Origin of the sequence: Mesorhizobium sp. B2-7-1 (assembly GCF_006440735.1) — a bacterium.
Lineage (GTDB): Bacteria > Pseudomonadota > Alphaproteobacteria > Rhizobiales > Rhizobiaceae > Mesorhizobium.
This window is the reverse complement of the sequence record NZ_VFUA01000133.1, coordinates 1-16,051: the sequence shown is the minus strand read 5'-3', so window position 1 is coordinate 16,051 and position 16,051 is coordinate 1. Positions and strand designations below refer to the sequence as shown.

The 16,051-nt window shown below is 63.1% G+C and carries 18 protein-coding genes; 10 read left to right on the top strand and 8 right to left on the bottom strand.

The genetic code is table 11. The annotated features are described in order from the left end of the window. Positions 1–114: 114 nt before the first annotated feature. Positions 115–1,086, bottom strand: a complete 972-nt coding sequence (locus tag FJ471_RS30880) for a sterol desaturase family protein (protein WP_140809107.1) — start codon at positions 1,084–1,086, stop codon at positions 115–117. 141 nt (positions 1,087–1,227) lie between these two features. Here FJ471_RS30880 and FJ471_RS30875 point away from each other — a divergent pair, with 141 nt between their 5' ends. After that, positions 1,228–2,094 (top strand): LysR family transcriptional regulator, encoded by an 867-nt coding sequence (locus FJ471_RS30875; RefSeq protein WP_210242065.1) that lies wholly within the window; start codon positions 1,228–1,230, stop codon positions 2,092–2,094. A 37-nt stretch (positions 2,095–2,131) separates the two neighbouring features. Here the strand turns inward: FJ471_RS30875 and FJ471_RS30870 are convergent, their stop codons facing one another. Beyond that, positions 2,132–2,791 carry an outer membrane protein gene (locus FJ471_RS30870; RefSeq protein WP_140809105.1) on the bottom strand — a complete coding sequence of 220 codons (660 nt, stop codon included), beginning with the start codon at positions 2,789–2,791 and terminating at the stop codon, positions 2,132–2,134. A gap of 160 nt (positions 2,792–2,951) precedes the next feature. On the opposite strand from FJ471_RS30870, the gene ade reads away from it, so the two are divergent. After that, positions 2,952–4,769 carry an adenine deaminase gene (ade, locus tag FJ471_RS30865; RefSeq protein WP_140809101.1) on the top strand — a complete coding sequence of 606 codons (1,818 nt, stop codon included), beginning with the start codon at positions 2,952–2,954 and terminating at the stop codon, positions 4,767–4,769. A gap of 12 nt (positions 4,770–4,781) precedes the next feature. Here ade and FJ471_RS30860 read toward each other — a convergent pair whose 3' ends face one another. Together FJ471_RS30860 and FJ471_RS30855 are read right to left on the bottom strand one after the other, a co-directional pair. Next, entirely contained in the window at positions 4,782–5,945 is a 1,164-nt protein-coding gene (locus FJ471_RS30860) for an alpha/beta hydrolase (RefSeq protein WP_140809098.1), read from the bottom strand. 106 nt (positions 5,946–6,051) lie between these two features. Further along, the gene (locus FJ471_RS30855; RefSeq protein ID WP_140809096.1) at positions 6,052–7,128 is read right to left on the bottom strand and encodes an alpha/beta hydrolase; all 1,077 of its coding nucleotides are present in this window, start codon (positions 7,126–7,128) and stop codon (positions 6,052–6,054) included. Positions 7,129–7,361: 233 nt separating this feature from the next. On the opposite strand from FJ471_RS30855, the gene ilvA reads away from it, so the two are divergent. Both ilvA and FJ471_RS30845 read left to right on the top strand, forming a co-directional pair. After that, positions 7,362–8,618, top strand: a complete 1,257-nt coding sequence (ilvA, locus tag FJ471_RS30850; RefSeq protein ID WP_140809094.1) for a threonine ammonia-lyase IlvA — start codon at positions 7,362–7,364, stop codon at positions 8,616–8,618. Next, positions 8,615–9,175: a DUF1697 domain-containing protein gene (locus tag FJ471_RS30845; protein ID WP_140809092.1), complete on the top strand. Its 561-nt coding sequence runs from the start codon at positions 8,615–8,617 to the stop codon at positions 9,173–9,175. The genes ilvA and FJ471_RS30845 overlap by 4 nt, the downstream gene beginning before the upstream one ends. Before the next feature lie 35 nt (positions 9,176–9,210). On the opposite strand, the gene FJ471_RS30840 is transcribed toward FJ471_RS30845, so the two are convergent. Beyond that, on the bottom strand, positions 9,211–9,498 hold the full coding sequence (locus FJ471_RS30840) for a DUF2218 domain-containing protein (RefSeq protein WP_140809090.1): 288 nt from the start codon (positions 9,496–9,498) through the stop codon (positions 9,211–9,213). Positions 9,499–9,604: 106 nt separating this feature from the next. Continuing rightward, a complete protein-coding gene (gloA, locus tag FJ471_RS30835) occupies positions 9,605–10,045 on the bottom strand; it encodes a lactoylglutathione lyase (RefSeq protein WP_140809088.1) in 441 nt (146 codons plus the stop codon). A gap of 259 nt (positions 10,046–10,304) precedes the next feature. Between gloA and FJ471_RS30830 the strand changes: the two genes are divergently transcribed. The 4 genes from FJ471_RS30830 to FJ471_RS30815 all read left to right on the top strand — a co-directional run bounded on the left by FJ471_RS30830 (position 10,305) and on the right by FJ471_RS30815 (position 12,814). Continuing rightward, the gene (locus FJ471_RS30830; RefSeq protein WP_140809086.1) at positions 10,305–10,898 is read left to right on the top strand and encodes a cold-shock protein; all 594 of its coding nucleotides are present in this window, start codon (positions 10,305–10,307) and stop codon (positions 10,896–10,898) included. A 113-nt stretch (positions 10,899–11,011) separates the two neighbouring features. After that, positions 11,012–11,506, top strand: a complete 495-nt coding sequence (locus tag FJ471_RS30825; protein WP_140809084.1) for a DUF192 domain-containing protein — start codon at positions 11,012–11,014, stop codon at positions 11,504–11,506. 15 nt (positions 11,507–11,521) lie between these two features. Beyond that, positions 11,522–12,289 (top strand): alpha/beta hydrolase, encoded by a 768-nt coding sequence (locus FJ471_RS30820; protein WP_140809082.1) that lies wholly within the window; start codon positions 11,522–11,524, stop codon positions 12,287–12,289. Positions 12,290–12,313: 24 nt separating this feature from the next. Further along, a complete protein-coding gene (locus tag FJ471_RS30815) occupies positions 12,314–12,814 on the top strand; it encodes a GNAT family N-acetyltransferase (protein WP_140809080.1) in 501 nt (166 codons plus the stop codon). 115 nt (positions 12,815–12,929) lie between these two features. Here FJ471_RS30815 and speB read toward each other — a convergent pair whose 3' ends face one another. Next, on the bottom strand, positions 12,930–13,895 hold the full coding sequence (gene speB, locus FJ471_RS30810; protein WP_140809078.1) for an agmatinase: 966 nt from the start codon (positions 13,893–13,895) through the stop codon (positions 12,930–12,932). Between the two features lie 92 nt (positions 13,896–13,987). Next, positions 13,988–14,596 carry a hypothetical protein gene (locus tag FJ471_RS30805; protein WP_140809076.1) on the bottom strand — a complete coding sequence of 203 codons (609 nt, stop codon included), beginning with the start codon at positions 14,594–14,596 and terminating at the stop codon, positions 13,988–13,990. 121 nt (positions 14,597–14,717) lie between these two features. Here FJ471_RS30805 and cysE point away from each other — a divergent pair, with 121 nt between their 5' ends. Beyond that, on the top strand, positions 14,718–15,566 hold the full coding sequence (cysE, locus tag FJ471_RS30800; RefSeq protein WP_140809074.1) for a serine O-acetyltransferase: 849 nt from the start codon (positions 14,718–14,720) through the stop codon (positions 15,564–15,566). A gap of 150 nt (positions 15,567–15,716) precedes the next feature. Continuing rightward, positions 15,717–15,920 (top strand): DUF3126 family protein, encoded by a 204-nt coding sequence (locus FJ471_RS30795; protein WP_027166457.1) that lies wholly within the window; start codon positions 15,717–15,719, stop codon positions 15,918–15,920. Positions 15,921–16,051: the final 131 nt, after the last annotated feature.

Sequence of the window (16,051 nt, the reverse complement as noted above, 5' to 3'; positions counted from 1 at the left end):
GCGGCGGATCCATCCGCCGAGGCCGGCGTCTATCAGGCCCCTACCCATTCCCCCGCCCCCTGCGGGCGCCGGCCACCTATTATTCATCCGTCACGGTTGCCGGGAGTGTGACCGCTAGACCCTGCGCCGTTCGGCCAGACGCTTCTTCATCCGTTCCTTTGCTGCGGCGGTCCCATCGTGGAAGGTCCCGAACCATTTGTCCCACGGCACGTCGAGCGTTCCGTAATTCACTTCGAAATAGCGATGGTGGATCTGGTGGTGGAACGTGCCGAGGTCAACGCGCTTGCGCCCTCCGACCCACAATCCCTCGAAGCCGGTGTGCGTCGTGATGGCGTAAAGTCCATAGAACATCAGATGGCAGATCACATGCACCGGATGCGCGGGGGCGATGAAATGGATGAGCACGGAACCGAAATACAAGACGTGTTCGACCGGGTGCATGGAAAGGCCGGACCACGGGCCAACGTCGACGTTGCGATGGTGTAGCGCGTGCATCGGATAGAGCAGTTTCGTGTGCAGAAGACGATGTATCCAGTAGAAATAGAAGCTCTGCCAGATCGGGATCATCAGGAATATCGCGACGAACCACACCGGATTGGAGGACCAGGTGATCGTCGGCGCATAGGCATTGGCCATCGCCCACCAGAGCAGCACCTCATAGGCGGACCAGACCGTCAACCCCGAAGCCAGCGTCCAGAAAATGTTGTCGACAAGCTGATCGTCGAAGTCGAAGGCTCGGCCCTTCCGTGGGTAGGGACGTGGGTCGTATTTCTTGTCGGTGGCCTGCAATTGATAGCGGTGAAAAAACAGATGCAGCCCATGCGCCAGCAGCACAGTGATGATCAAATTGCGCAGCCAGATCACCGCAATCCACCGGCCAGGGGTAGCTGCTTCTGCCAAGGTGGGGCTTGCCCAGTAGTATGCGGCGAAAGCAAGGGCAACGAGGCCGAGATTGATCGAGACGGGCAGCCAGCTTCCGACATACCAGCGAAAGATCTCGATCAGATTGAGAGGCCAACGCCAGATCGGCGCGACTGCAATTGGCAATTTGTCCGGGACGTGGTTCCATTCCTTCCTGTCTGACATCGTGTACCTTTCCTTCCGTAGGCAACGACTGCCACGGCTATTCGGCTGCCACGATTGCCCGAGCCTATTGACAACACAAACAATGCCTTTTTCTGTATAGGCTTAATTTTCATTGCAGGTTGGCCTGTGAAAGCGCCTCACGTGACCTGGCTCAGGGCTTTTGAAGCCTCGGCGCGGCACAACAGCTTCAGCGCCGCAGCCGAGGAGCTGAATCTGACGGCGGCTGCCGTCAGCCAGCAGATCAGGCTGCTGGAGAAGCAACTCGGGGTTCGGCTTTTCGATCGATTGCCTCGCGGCGTTGCTTTGACCGATATCGGGCAGGCCTATGCGCTGCCGGTTCGAAAATCCTTTTCCGATCTGCAGCAAGCGACCGAGGGCCTGTTCGCGCGGCTGCAAAGGCGTGTCGTGCGCGTACGTGCTTCGATCTCCTGGGCCGCGCTGGTGCTAGCACCAAGGCTGGCTGAGTTTCGCGAACTGCATCCCGAGATCGACCTACGGCTTTCCACCTTTGTCTGGGCCGACCGTTTTGAAATGGACAACAGCGATGTGGACATTCGTTGGGGATATGGCGACTGGGCGGATGGAGTGGCAGAACGGCTCGTCCACGAACACGCGATCCTGGTGTGCCACCCAACGGACGCCTTGAAGCTGGGTTGCGGACAAGGCGCCCCCGACTTCTCAGGTACACGCGTTCATCAGGTTATCGGTTTCGAAAGCGAATGGCAGCGCCTGTCGGAGCATTTCAATCAAGCGCTGCCGGCCCGGCTGATGACAGCCAGGTACGATTCCTCGCTGCTCGCTGTTCTGGCGATGATTTCAGGCGGTGGGGCAATGATCCTTCTGGAAAGCTTTGCCAGGCCGTTCCTGGAATCGGGTCAGCTTGTCGCGCCATTCAGCTGCCGGCTGCCGATGAACGGCGCCCATTATCTGGTTCAACCCGAGGGCGGCAGCGGGAGGCTGGACGCGCAGGCCTTCTGTCGCTGGGCATCGGCGCTTTATTCGTCGTAAGCAACCACTGCCGATGCCTGTGGGTTCAGCTCGCTTTTCAGAACTTGTAGCTGAAATTCACGCCCAGCGTCTGCAGCTTCACGTCCTGGTCGCGCTCGGTGAAGGTGTCCGAAGCGTCGAAATGCTCCTTGCCGAAATCGTAGTAGCGGTATTGCGCGCCGACCACGACATTGCTGGTCAAGGCGTAGTCGACGCCGGCGCCGAGCGTCCAGCCGGTGCTGGTGCGGGTTCGGGCAAAGGCCGTGCCTGCCGCCTGCGAGGTCTCGATGCCGGCGAAAGCGACGCCGCCGATGCCATAGATCAGCACGCGATCCATGGCATAGCCGGCCTTGGCATTGATCGATCCGAACCACTTGATGTCGGTGCCGAACGCGTTTGCCGGCCCGGCGGTGCCGTCGATCGAGGCGTAGTTGAGATCGGCCTCGGCGCCGATCACGGCCTGGTCGAACTGCCAGAGCCCCGCGACATGGCCGCCGACGAAACCGCCATCGATGTCGGGCTTGAACGAAAACGGGCCGCCATCGTCGCCGGTGATCTCCGATCGGCCCCAACCATAGCCGGCCTGCATGCCGGCATAATAGCCGGTCCAGTCGAAACCGGGCGCGGTCATCGGCAGATCGCCAGCCAAATCCGCCGCCCCGGCAGACGCGGACAGCAGGGCAAGAAAGCCGGCACTGGCGAGCGTCAGTCGACGCATCGGGCGCTCCGAAATGGCGGTTTCGAAAGACTCCTTGGCGCAAACTAGCCCCATTCGCCGCGAAACGGAATTGCATCTCTGCAACAGTGGTTTACGACCTGACGCTCTGGCTCCGGGCGCCGACATTTGCCAAACTGGCCCATACAGAGGACTCAAGCCAATGACGAACGCCAAGCCGACAAGCGCCGCAAAGCCAAAGCCGTGGACGGAGGTTGCGACACATCTGGTCGATGTCGCGATGGGACGAAAGCCCGCGGATCTGGTCATCCGCAACGGTCGCTGGGTGAATGTGCATTCGGGCGAGATCATCCCCGGCACCGATATCGCGATCGCCGCCGGCCGCTTCGCCTATTGCGGGCCGAACGCCGGCCATGCCATCGGGCAGGGGACCAAGGTGGTCGATGCCGGCGGGCGCTATCTGGTGCCCGGCCTGTGCGACGCCCACATGCATGTCGAGAGCGGCATGGTGACAGTGACGGAATTCTGCCGTGCGGTCATCCCGCATGGCACCACCTCGATGTTCATCGATCCGCACGAGATCGCCAATGTGCTTGGACTGCCGGGCGTGCGCCTGATGCATGACGAGGCGGTCGCGATGCCGATCAACGTGCATGTGCAGATGCCGTCCTGCGTGCCTTCGGCGCCGGGGCTGGAACATGCCGGCGCCGAATTGACGGTCGCCGACGTCGCCGAGGCCATGACCTGGGAAAACATCATCGGCCTCGGCGAGGTGATGAATTTCCCCGGCGTCGCCGCCAACAATCCGGTGATGTCGGGCGAGATCGCCGAGACGGTCAAGGCCGGCAAGACGGTCGGCGGGCATTATGCATCGCCCGATCTCGGCCTGCCTTTCCACGGCTATGTCGCGGGCGGGGCGGAAGACGACCATGAGGGCACGCGCGCCGATGACGCGATCGCGCGCGTGCGCCAGGGCATGAAGGCGATGCTGCGGCTGGGGTCAGCCTGGTACGACGTCGCGGCGCAGATCAAGGCGGTGACGGAAGGCGGCATCGACCCGCGCAACTTCATCCTGTGCACCGATGACTGCCATTCCGGCACGCTGGTGCATGAAGGCCACATGGACCGGGTGGTGCGGCACGCTATCAGCCAGGGGCTGAAGCCGGTGACGGCGATCCAGATGGCGACGCTCAACACCGCGCTGCATTTCAGGCTGGAGCGCGAGATTGGCTCCATCGCGCCTGGACGACTGGCCGATCTCCTGATCGTCTCGGACCTTGCCCGGATGACCATAGACGAGGTCTATGGCCGCGGCGTGCGGCTGGCGAAGGCCGGCAAGCTGGAGATCGACATCCCCGCCTATGACTATCCGCGATCCGCGAAGAACACGGTCAAGCTCGGCAAGAAGCTTGCGGCGAAGGATTTCGACATTTCCGCGCCGCAAGGCGCCAACGAGGTGCGGGCGCGGGTGATCGGCGTGATCGAGAACCAGGCGCCGACGCGGGCCCTGGAGGCCGACCTGCCGGTCGAGGACGGGCTGGTCGCCATGGACCGCCGCAACGACATCTGCCAGATCGCCCTGGTCGAGCGGCATCGCGGCACGGGCGGCGTCACCAACGCCTTCGTCTCCGGCTTCGGCTATGTGGAGGACTGCGCGATGGCGTCCAGCGTGGCGCATGACGCGCACCACATCATCGTCGTCGGCACCAACAAGGAGGACATGGCCTTGGCCGTCAACCGGCTGAGCGAGGTCGGCGGCGGCGTGGTGCTTTACTCCAAGGGCAAGGAACTGGCGCTGGTCGAGATGCCGATCGCCGGCCTGATGTCCGACGAACGCGCCGAGATCGTCGCGGCGAAGGCCGAGCAACTGACCGAGGCCATGCGCAAGGTCGGCTGCTCGCTCAACAACGCCTATATGCAGCACTCGCTGCTGGCGCTGGTGGTCATTCCGGAACTCAGGATTTCCGACGTCGGCCTGGTCGACGTGACGACGTTCCAGAAGGTCGATCTGTTTATCTGAGGCGCTCGTCGGCTATCCGCCGGTCGCGATGGTCAGCACCTTGAACGGCGTGGTGATGACGACCTCGGCGACCGAACCGACCGCCTTGCCGAGACCTTGGCCGATATTGTTGAGCTGTGTCGGGTCGGGCTCGTCCGAAGCAAGACCGGCCGGCGTGCGCAGCCGGTTGCCCAGCAATTGCACCAGGATCGGGTTGTCGGCGAACTTGGCGTGGTTCAGGCCGCCGTCGCCGCCCTTGGCCTTGGTCAGGTCGACGACCGTCACGCCATAATTGGCGAGATCGGCCGCGTCGCCATAGTCGCCGACACGCGGTTTGTCGCCGGAAATGAAACTCGACAGCTTCAGCGCCCGGTCGTCGCCCGACAGCAGGATGGCGAAGGGCTTGTCGGGCTTGCCGTAGCGGATCATCTGCTTCTTGAAGACATCGACGTCGATGTCGGGCGAGGCAAGGATGACGTAGCCGAGCTTGCCGCCGAGATCGCGGTCGCCGGTGATGGCGAGCTGGCGCAGCGCCTCCATCGTCAGCCAGGTGCCCATCGAATGGGCGATGATGTCGATGCTCTTGACCTTCGTCTTGGCAAGCATCCTGAGCATCGCCTCGAGGTCGTCGCGCGCGGCGGTCGAGCTGTCCTTGTCGTAGATATAGCCGGTCGTCTTGGCGCTCGATGCCCATGAGAACAGCACCGGCGTTCCAGGATATTTGGTGTCATGCGCGATCTGGGTCAGCCGATAGATGCCGTCGTCAAAGCCGTTGTTGAAGCCATGCACGAACACCAAAGCGCGGTCGCCGCGCATGGAAATGTCGGCGCCGACCGCCTTGGCGAATTGCTGCGCGTCGCCATAGTGGACGACGTCGGTGGCGGTGAACTGCTTGGCCGGGTTGCTATCGGCCGACCCTTTGGCGCGCTCGATCGCGCCGACCTGATGGATGTTAGGCACCGTGACGTCGACGCGGGCGTAGCTGGTGGTCAGCGAACGGTCGCCGTCGAACACCTGGCGGGGATCCTTGGTCGCCTGCTGGCGGGTGGTGGCGACGAAGATCTCGTGCGTGGCGGCAATGTCGGAGGCAGGCGCCGCGACCGCCTTGCGGTTGAGCAGATCGTGCGTGGGACCGGCGCAGCCGGCGAGGGCGAGCGCTAAGGCAAGGCCGACAACGATCTTCGCATGCACAGTCACCCGGGATCCCCCAAGGGCGGCAAACCTCTCTATTACTCCGATAAAGCCAGAGGGCTGCCGGGTCCAGTTCAAAGTCCATGCGATGCGGAAACCCGCACCGATAGGGTTACTGCGCGGCGAGTTGTCGGATGCGATCGGTCACGTCGCGATCGCTGGCAAAGCCGTCGTCCTCGCGCAGCCGCTGTCCGATCATCTGCACCATCATCGGATTGTCGGCGAATTTGGTGTGGTTGAAACTGTCCGCGCCCTTGACCTTGGAGAGGTCGACCACCGTGACGCCATAGGAGGCGAGGTCGGCGGCATCCCGATAATCGCCGACGCGCGGCCGCGAGCCGGCGATCAGGCCGGAAAGCCTGAGCGCCCGGTCGTCATCCGACAGAAGCAGGATGAAAGGCTTGTCCGGCTTGCCGTAGCGGCGCATCTGGCTCTTGAAGACGTCGACATCGATGTCGGGCGAGGCGAGCACCACGTCGCCGAGCTTGCCGCTGAGGTCGCGGTCGCCGGTGATGGCGAGCTGGCGCAGCGTTTCCATCGTCACCCAGGTTCCCATCGAATGGGCAACGATGTCGATGCGCCGGGCGCCGGTCTGCGCCAGCATCCGAAGCGTCACTTCCAACTGGTCGCGAGCGGCGGCGGCACTTTCCTTGTCATAGACATAGTCGGTGGTCTTGGCGCCGGAAGCCCAGGAGAACAGCACCGGCGTGCCCGGATAGCCGGAATCGTGGACGATCTGGGTCAGCCGGTAGACGGCATCGTCGAAGCCGGTGTTGTAGCCGTGGACGAAGACCATGACGCGGCCGCCGCGGGCGTCGATGTCGGCGTTGAGAGCGCTGGCGAATTTCGGCTGCGTGTCGTAGCCGACGACTTCGGAGGCCATGAAATATTTCGTCGGGTCGTTCGACTTGCCGCGCGAGCGGCGCTCGATCTGACCGGTCTGATGAATGGGGGGAACGGTGACGTTGACGCGCGCATAGTTGAGCGTCGCCGAGCGCTCGCCATCGAAGACCTTGTTCGGGTCGTCGGAGCGCTTGCGGGTCGTGGCGATGAAGATCGAGTGGTTGCCGGCGATCTCGGTCGCCGTCGTCGGCACGACAACGCTGCCCAGGATTTCCTGCGTCTGGTGGCCCGCGCAGCCCGCAATTAGCAGGGCAAGGGCAATGATCAGAATTGTCTTCAACCGCACGTCGACACTTTCACTGGCAATTCCACCTGGCCATAATCGGCCATCCACCTCCGCGGAAATCTCCCGGACAGCCGAAGTGCGGCTAAAGTAAGTCGTGTCCAGCCGAAATTGGCTCAACGCCGGGCGACGGCCACCGCACTGTTGCGCGAAAGCCAAAAGGGCGGCAGGAAGGTTGCCGGCGTGGGCCATGGCTATCCTGGCGCATGCGGCAGCGATCAAATGAGGGACTTGTGGTGAACAGCTTTTCCGCCCGCGTTGCCGTGGCTGCCGAGGCGATCCGCGGAATCTTTCCGGAAACGCCGCTGCAGGAGAACGACTATCTGTCGAAGAAGACAGGCGCCCGCATCCTTTTGAAGCGGGAGGACCTGACGCCGGTGCGCTCCTACAAGATCAGGGGCGCCTTCAATTTCTTCCGCAAGGCGCTCGCCGCCGGCAACAATGCCGAGCTGTTCGTCTGCGCCTCGGCAGGCAATCACGCCCAGGGCTTTGCCTTCGTCTGCCGCCATTTCGGCAAGAAGGGCGTCGTGTTCATGCCGGTGACGACGCCGCAGCAGAAGATCGACAAGACGCGGCTGTTCGGCGGCGAATTCGTCGAGATCAGGCTGGTCGGCGACTTCTTCGACGATTGCTACCGCGCCGCCTTCGAATTCACCGAGGCGGCCGGCGCGCATATGGTGCCGCCCTTCGACCACAAGGACATCATCGAGGGCCAGGCGACGGTCGCCTATGAGGTCGCGGCGCAGATGCCGGGCGGGCGGACACCCGACATCGTCATGCTGCCGGTTGGCGGCGGTGGCCTCGCTGCCGGTGTGACGCACTATTTCGCCGACCAGCATCGCGACCCGCGCTTCGTGTTCTGCGAGCCGGCGGGCGCGCCGAGCCTCGCCGAGAGCCTTGCCGGCGGCAAGCGGGTCAGGCTCGCCAAGGTCGACAATTTCGTCGACGGCGCCGCGGTGGCCGAGATCGGCCGCGAGCCGCTGCGCCATCTCAAGGACTTCACCGCCGACGCCGTGCGGCTGGTGCCGGAGAACCGGCTCTGCGCCACCATGATCGAGATGCTGAATGTCGAGGGCGTGGTGCTGGAGCCGGCCGGCGCGCTGGCGATCGACGCGCTCAAGGATTTTTCGCGCAAGGAGATCAGGGGCAAGACGATCGTCGCGGTCGTGTCCGGCGGCAATTTCGACTTCGAGCGGCTGCCGGACGTGAAGGAGAGGGCGCTGCGCTTCGAGGGGCTGAAGAAGTATTTCATCATCCGCTTCCCGCAGCGGCCGGGGGCGCTGCGCGATTTCCTCGAAATGCTCGGTCCCGACGACGACATCGCCCGCTTCGAGTATCTGAAAAAGTCGGCGCGCAATTTCGGTTCGGTGCTGATCGGCATCGAAACCAAGGACCGGCGCAATTTCGACCTGCTGAAGGCGAACTTCGACGCCAAGGGCGTGCAATATCAGGACATCACCGACAACGAGACGCTGGCGGGGTTCATCATATGAGCGCAAGACAAGGCACGGTCTTCGTCGCGCTGTTTTCCGGCATCAATGTCGGCGGCAACCGCATCGTCAAAATGGCGGAGCTCAAAGCCTTCTTCGAAGGCCTCGGCTTTGCCGACGTCGCGACCTATGTGCAGAGCGGGAATGTCGTGTTCCGGGCGAAAAGGGGGGATTCGGCGGCACTCGCCAAGGAACTCGAGGCGGCCTTCGAGAAGAAGTGGGGCTTCAACTCTCGCATCATGGTGCGCGATGCCGGCTGGTTCGAGCGGCTGGTGAAGGACAACCCCTATCCCGAGGTCGCCGGCGAACCAACCAAGCTGCATGCCTACACGCTGGAGCGCGAGCCGACCGCCGAGGAGGCGCAGCGGCTCGCCGACAAATGCACCGGCCCCGAGCGCTTCGAGATCAAGGGCGACGTGCTTTACCTCAATGCGCCGGATGGGCTCGGCAAATCGGTCTTCGCCAACCTCATCCCGCGCACGCTGAAAGTACCGGGAACGGCGCGCAATTGGCGCAGCGTGCTGGCGTTGCTGGAAATGGCCGGCAAGGCCGACGGCTGATTGTTCGAGGCACTCTTCCCGAAATTGCCCCCGGCTCACGCCGCCTTTTGCCAGTCGAAGCTCAATTCCTCGCGGAAGGCGAAGCGCTTGATGTGGTCGGCGACCACGCTCTCCAGCCGCTCCAGCGAAGCTTCGTCGTCGGCGGCCAAAGCGATGTGCAGCGCCTGGTCGTCGGCGTCCATCACGGTGCGGCCGATCGAGAGCTGGATGGCGCCGTGCTGCGGGTCGAACTCGACTGGGAATTTATGCGACCAGTGCTTGCAGAGCTGCTGCAGATAGCGGCTGGCATGTTCGGTGGCGACATCGGCGCGGCTGGTCGGCATGAAATTCTCCTGGCGGATGAAGAAACGCCAGCCTGAACGAGGCTGGCGCCAATTCCCGATAGATAGGCACGGCCTGGCGAAACGCCAGAGCGGTTGACCGCCGGCTTTACCACACGCCGGTGTTCGCCATCGAGGCCCACGGTTCGGCCTTCGCCTTGGCGGGACCCTTCTGCAGCAGCTCGATCGAGATGCCGTCCGGCGAGCGGATGAAGGCCATGTTGCCGTCGCGCGGCGGACGATTGATGGTCACGCCATTGTCCATCAGCTTCTGGCAGGTGGCGTAGATGTCGTCGACCTCGTAGGCGAGGTGGCCGAAATTGCGGCCGCCCTTATAGTCTTCAGAGTCCCAATTGTAGGTCAGCTCGACCAGCGGGGCCTTTTCGTCGATGCCGCTCTGCTCATCTTCGGATGCGGCGAGGAAGACCAGCGTGTAGCGGCCCTGCTCGTTTTCGTAGCGGCGCACCTCCTTCAGGCCGAGCTTGTTGCAGTAGAAATCGAGCGACTGGTCGATATCGGCAACGCGGACCATTGTGTGCAGATAGCGCATGGCGGCTTCCTCAAACTGTTGGGGTTGCGGGGCACCATAGGGGCCACCCGGTGAAAGGGCAATCGTCCGACAATAGCGGCGCGGAGCCGATTTCGGGCCTACCTGCTTTGTCTTGCGCAAGCGCCGGCAAACGACATTTCAGCCTTTCCGGTGCTGAACGGTGAAAAAAGGCACGTCAGCCCTTGCACACCCTGGAAGTCGCAGTGTTAATCTCTTGGCAAGAATCAGTTGCGGTTCAGTTGCAAAAGGGGGCATTCTTATGGGGGAAAAAGCCTCTTTCACGAGGCGGGACGGAAGCCTTGACGACGCCTTGCAGCGAGACAATGGCGGCGATCCCGCCGAGTTTGTCGAAATCGCCGGCGCTATCAAATGGTTCGACGTGGCCAAGGGCTACGGCTTCATTCTTCCGGACGACGGCGTCTCGGGCGATATCCTCCTCCATGTGACGTGTCTTCGAAGGGACGGCTTCCAGACGGCGCTCGAAGGCGCGCGGGTCGTTTGCCTGGTGAAACAGGGCGACCGCGGCTTGCAGGCTTTCCGTGTTCTTTCCATGGACGCCTCGACGGCTGTCCACCCGGCAGAGCAGGAACAGCGCACCCACGTTACCGTCAACCCGGAGAGCGGCCTCGAGCGGGCCCTGGTCAAGTGGTTCAACCGCACCAAGGGTTTCGGCTTCCTGACGCGGGGCGAGGGAACGGAAGACATCTTCGTCCACATGGAGACGCTGCGGCGCTACGGCATAACCGAGCTTCGGCCCGGGCAGGTCGTGCTGGTCCGCTTCGGACGCGGCGACAAAGGCCTTATGGCCGCCGAAATCCACCCCGATATGGGTACCTTGTCGGTCTCGCACTGAGGGCCTGTCGACGCAGTCGAAAGTCCCTTTGCCGTGGCACGACCAACTTGTCCGAAAACCGGTTCCACTTGTCCGGATCATGGTTTAGGACGAGCGTCTGGACGAGGTACCCCATGGCTCATCGCAATTGGCTGACTGCGGGCGCGCTCTGCGCCGCGATCGTTTTCGCCGCCTGTTTCATCGCCGCGAAGCCGAGTTCGGCGGATGCGATGCTGCTGCCCATCGACCGGACGCCGCTTGTGGTGTCGACCGGTTCGGGCGAGCGCTCCTTCTCCATCGAGATCGCCGACACCTCCGCCGAACGTGAGGCGGGACTGATGTTTCGCCGGACGATGGGCGACGATCACGGCATGTTGTTCGTCTTCGAAAGAACGGACGAGGTGGATTTCTGGATGAAGAACACGCCGATGGCGCTCGACCTCATCTTCGTCGGCCAGGACGGCAGAATCAAAGCCATCAAGCGCGGCGAGCCCGAATCGGAAGCGATCATCTCGTCTGGGCAGCCGGTACGCTTCGTGCTTGAGCTGAAGGCAGGCACCGCAGCCAAGGACGGCATCAAGGAAGGCGATCTTTTGCGTCATCCGTCTATCGGCTCCAGTTCCAACTGAGAAGCAGCTCCGCCGATGGATTTCTTTTCGCATGACGGTTTCGAACTCGCTTATCTCGATCGCCAGCCGGCATCGGGGCAGGGCGATCCCGTGCTGATGATCCACGGCTTTGCCTCCAGCCACTATGTCAACTGGGTATCGCCGGGCTGGTTCAAGACGCTGAACGACGCCGGCTACCGGGCGATCGCCTTCGACCATCGCGGCCACGGCTCGTCGTCGAAGAGCTATGACGAGGCCGATTACACGCCGGAAAAAATGGCCTCTGACGCCGCCGCGCTGCTCGACCGTCTCGGCATCGAGCGCGCCCATGTCATGGGCTATTCGATGGGCGCGCGCGTCTCGGCTTTCCTGGCGCTCTCCGATCCTCAGAAGGTTGCGACGCTGGTGTTCGGCGGCCTCGGCATCGGCATGGTCGACGGTGTCGGCGACTGGGATCCGATCGCGGCGGCCCTGCTGGCGGAGGATCCCACACAAACCACGCATCCGCGCGGCCGTTCGTTCCGCGCCTTCGCCGACCAGACGCGCAGCGATCGTCGCGCGCTTGCGGCTTGCATCGCGAAATCGCGCGAACTGCTCAGCGAGGACGATATGGCGCGCATCGCCCAGCCGACGCTGATCGCCGTCGGCACCAAGGACGATATCGGCGGCTCGCCGGACGAGCTTGCCGCCCTGATGCCGAACGCCAGGGCGTTTCACATCGAGGGCCGCGACCACATGCTGGCCGTCGGCGACAAGAGCTTCAAGCAGCGCGTGCTCGAGTTCTACGCCGAAAACCCGCTCTGAGCGCTCGGCGCTCTTCGGCTCGCCATGGTCGATCTTCTCGTCACCTATATGGAGATGCTGACGCCGCCGCAGGCCATGCCGCTTGCTTCAGTTTTGCCCGACGCCGTCGTGGCGCGCGAAAGGCTCGATGTTCCCAGCTATCTCGATCTCTACCACGCGGTCGGCGGCCCAGTGCAATGGGACCAGCGCCTGCGCATGCCCGAGTCGGACCTCGAAACGCTGCTCGCCAGCACCTCGACGTATATCCATGTGCTGCGCGTCGACGGTGAGGCCGCCGGCTTCTGCGAGTTCAACAATGTCGGCGAAGCGGCTGTCGAGCTCGTCCACTTCGGATTGGTCCCTGCTTTTCAAGGGAAGCGGCTGGGACCGTTCCTGCTCGACCGGGCCTTGCGCGCGGCATGGTCGCATCGGCCGCAGAGGCTTTGGCTTCACACCGATACCTATGATCATGCGGCGGCCCAGACGGTTTACGGGCGTGCGGGATTTAAGACTTACGCCCAGAGGATCGAGACCTTTCCGGATTAGGCGAATTTTACCTTAAGCGCGCCGCGCTGGAACGGATTCAGGCGACGCGCTTTAAGCCTTTGTTTTGATGCATGTCGTTGTCCCAGAACCGCTGCGCACTTCTGGGCGACATGCATTAGCCGCGCGCTCTCCTGTCGGCGAGGGACCTCGCCATGACGCACAGCAGCTCGAACATCATCGTCGCGCCTGCCAGCGCCGTCATGCCGGCAACATCGAACGGAGGCGCGACCTCGACGACATCGGCGCCGGCGAAATTCAATCCGTCCAGCAATCGAACCATCTCCTGCGCCTCGCGCGTCGTGAAGCCGCCGAGCTCCGGCGTGCCGGTGCCGGGGGCCATGGACGGATCGATGCAATCGATGTCGAACGTCACATAGGTCGGGCTGTCGCCGACAAGATCGCGCGCTTCCTGCATGACGGAAGCGGCGCCGCGTCTGACGAACTCTTCCATATAGATGATGCGTATGCCTTGGGCGGTCGCCCAGTCGTGTTCGCCCGGCTCGTAGATCGAGCCTCTGATCCCGATCTGGACCACCCGCTTCGGATCGAGAAGCCCTTCCTCGATCGCGCGGCGGAAAGGCGTTCCGTGCGTGTAGGGATTGTCGCCGAAGTAGCGGTCGTTGGTGTCGGAATGCGCGTCGAAGTGGACCATGCCGACTGGCGCCCTGCGGGCCACGGCGCGCAGCACCGGCAGCGTCGTCAGATGGTCGCCGCCGGCGGCGAGCGGCAGGGCGCCGTCCGCCACGATCGCGGCGATGCCGTCCTCGATGCGCTTCAACCCGTCGAGCAGGTTGATGGGATTGACCGACACATCGCCGACATCGGCGACATTGGCGATGCTGAACGGCTCGGTCCCCGAGACGTGGTGGACGCGGCGCATCAGGCTCGACTGGTTCCTGATTTCGCGCGGACCGTGACGGGCGCCGGCCCGGTTGGTCGTGCCGCCGTCCCAGGGAATGCCGACAAGGGCGATGTCCAGCCCTTTCGCGCTCGCCACGGCCGGCAGCCGCATGAAGGTGGAAAGCCCGGCAAATCGCGGCACCTGCGCGGCGTCGACGGGTTGGTGGAAGCTGTTCTGCATGCTGGCGGCCAATCCCAGAGCGGTTCAGGTTCGATAGTGATCGCAGGGCCCCGGATTTGGGCATAGGGGCAAAGCCTTGCGGGAGTGTGGGCCTATAAGGGCTGGCCTTGCAGTGCTTGCAGCGAGCGGTTCAGGTTTTCCCTCGCCCGCGCCTCGAACCTGTCGCGGAACTCTGTCGTGTAGAAAATATGCTGGCGGGCAAGGAAATTCTGCAGGACGGCCGAGCGGCCGGCGCGCCACATCGGCTCCTCCACCCAGCCATATTCCAGCCGGACCGCCTTCTCATAGGCATCGAAGGCCGCAGGTTCGGCGCCGAGGATCGCCAGATCCATGTCGAGCAAAAGGGCCGCATCGTTGAGCGCGTGCGCGTCGCGGAACGGCGGCAACTGGTGGGTGGCGGTGGCGTTGATCAGGGCCGCGATGCGGGCGAGGCGATGAGGATCGACGCGCCCGGCGAGGCTTTTCTCGGCCAGTTCGGCGCTTTTTGCCTCATTGTCCTTGGCGCGGCTGTCGTAGATGGCGTCGTGGAACCAGATCGCCGCTTCGACGGCTTGCGGATCATCGAGAAGGCGCCGGTATTCGCTTGCCAGCGCCAGCATCGCTTCGATATGCGCCAAGCTGTGATAGTGGCGATCCGCGGCCTGGTAGAGCGCCGCAAGCTCGCATTTCAGTGCGTCGTCGATCAAGGGTTCGTTTTCCATCGTCGCTTGAATTTGCGTGAACCACGTCCATTTGACAAAGCACTAAGGAAAATTGAGTTCAACCGTGATATGATCTGGCCTATATGTGCCGCCGGAGAATGAGCAAGGCCGGAGAGCGTCGATGAACAGCGTTACGATTGCCCGCCCCAGCATGGTGCAGCCGGTCGACCCGATCTGGCGATCGATCCGCGACGAGGCCATGGAGGCGGTGAACCGCGATCCGCTGCTCGCGGCGTTCCTCTATTCGACCATCCTCAATCAGGAGAGCCTGGAAGAAGCGGTGATCCACCGGCTGGCCGAGCGCCTGGCGCATCAGGATATCGGTTCCGATCTCATCCGCCAGACCTTCAAGGCGATGCTGGACGACGATCCGGAGTGGAGCACGACGGTTCGCGTCGACATCCAGGCCTATTACGATCGCGATCCGGCCTGCGACCGTTTCATCATGCCGGTTCTCTATTTCAAGGGTTTTCACGCCATCCAGACGCACCGGCTGGCGCATTGGCTGTGGAACCAGGGCCGCAGGGACTTCGCGCTCTACCTGCAGAGCCGTTCGTCCTCGGTGTTCCAGACCGACATCAATCCGGCCGCCCGCATCGGCAAGGGCATCTTCCTCGACCATGCCACGGGGCTGGTCGTCGGCCAGACGGCCGTCATCGAGGACGATGTGTCGATCCTGCACGGGGTGACGCTGGGCGGCACCGGCAAGGCCAATGGCGACCGCCATCCGAAGATCCGCCGCGGCGTGCTGATCGGCGCCGGCGCCAAGATCCTCGGCAATATCGAGGTCGGCCATTGCTCCAAGATCGCGGCCGGCTCGGTCGTGCTGTCGCCCGTGCCGCACAACAAGACGGTCGCCGGGGTGCCCGCGCGGGTCGTGGGAGAAACCGGCTGCGACCAGCCTTCGCGGCAGATGGACCAGCTCCTGCCGTCGCAGAGCATGGACCACGTGGTCAGCTTCGACATCTGACTTTCCGCGTCGTCGGGAACCGCTGAATCGGGCCGCCGGTTTTTCGGCCGACTTGTCCTATGCAATTGTGCCGGCTTGCCTTTACATGGCCATTGTTGGCGTGTCAGAAGCGCGTTCCCACGAATAAGGCCGACATTTCGGAGAAGACTTTTGAAGCCGGACGAAATCAGAAAGCTCGACGCTTATTTCAAACGCGTCTTCCAGAACCCCAAGCTGCAGGTCAAGGCGCGTCCGCGCAAGGAAGACTCCGCCGAGGTCTATGTCGGCGACGAGTTCCTCGGCATCGTCTTCAAGGACGAGGACGACGGCGACTATAATTTCTCGATGGCCATTCTCGACATCGATCTGGCCTAAGCCAACAACAGCTGCGGCCGGTGCGCGGCAACGCCGCCCGGCCGACTGCAACCGTTAAAGCGCGTCGCGCTGAAACGGATTCAGGCGACGCGCTTTAAGTCTTTGTTTTGATGCATGTCGTTCCCCCAAAA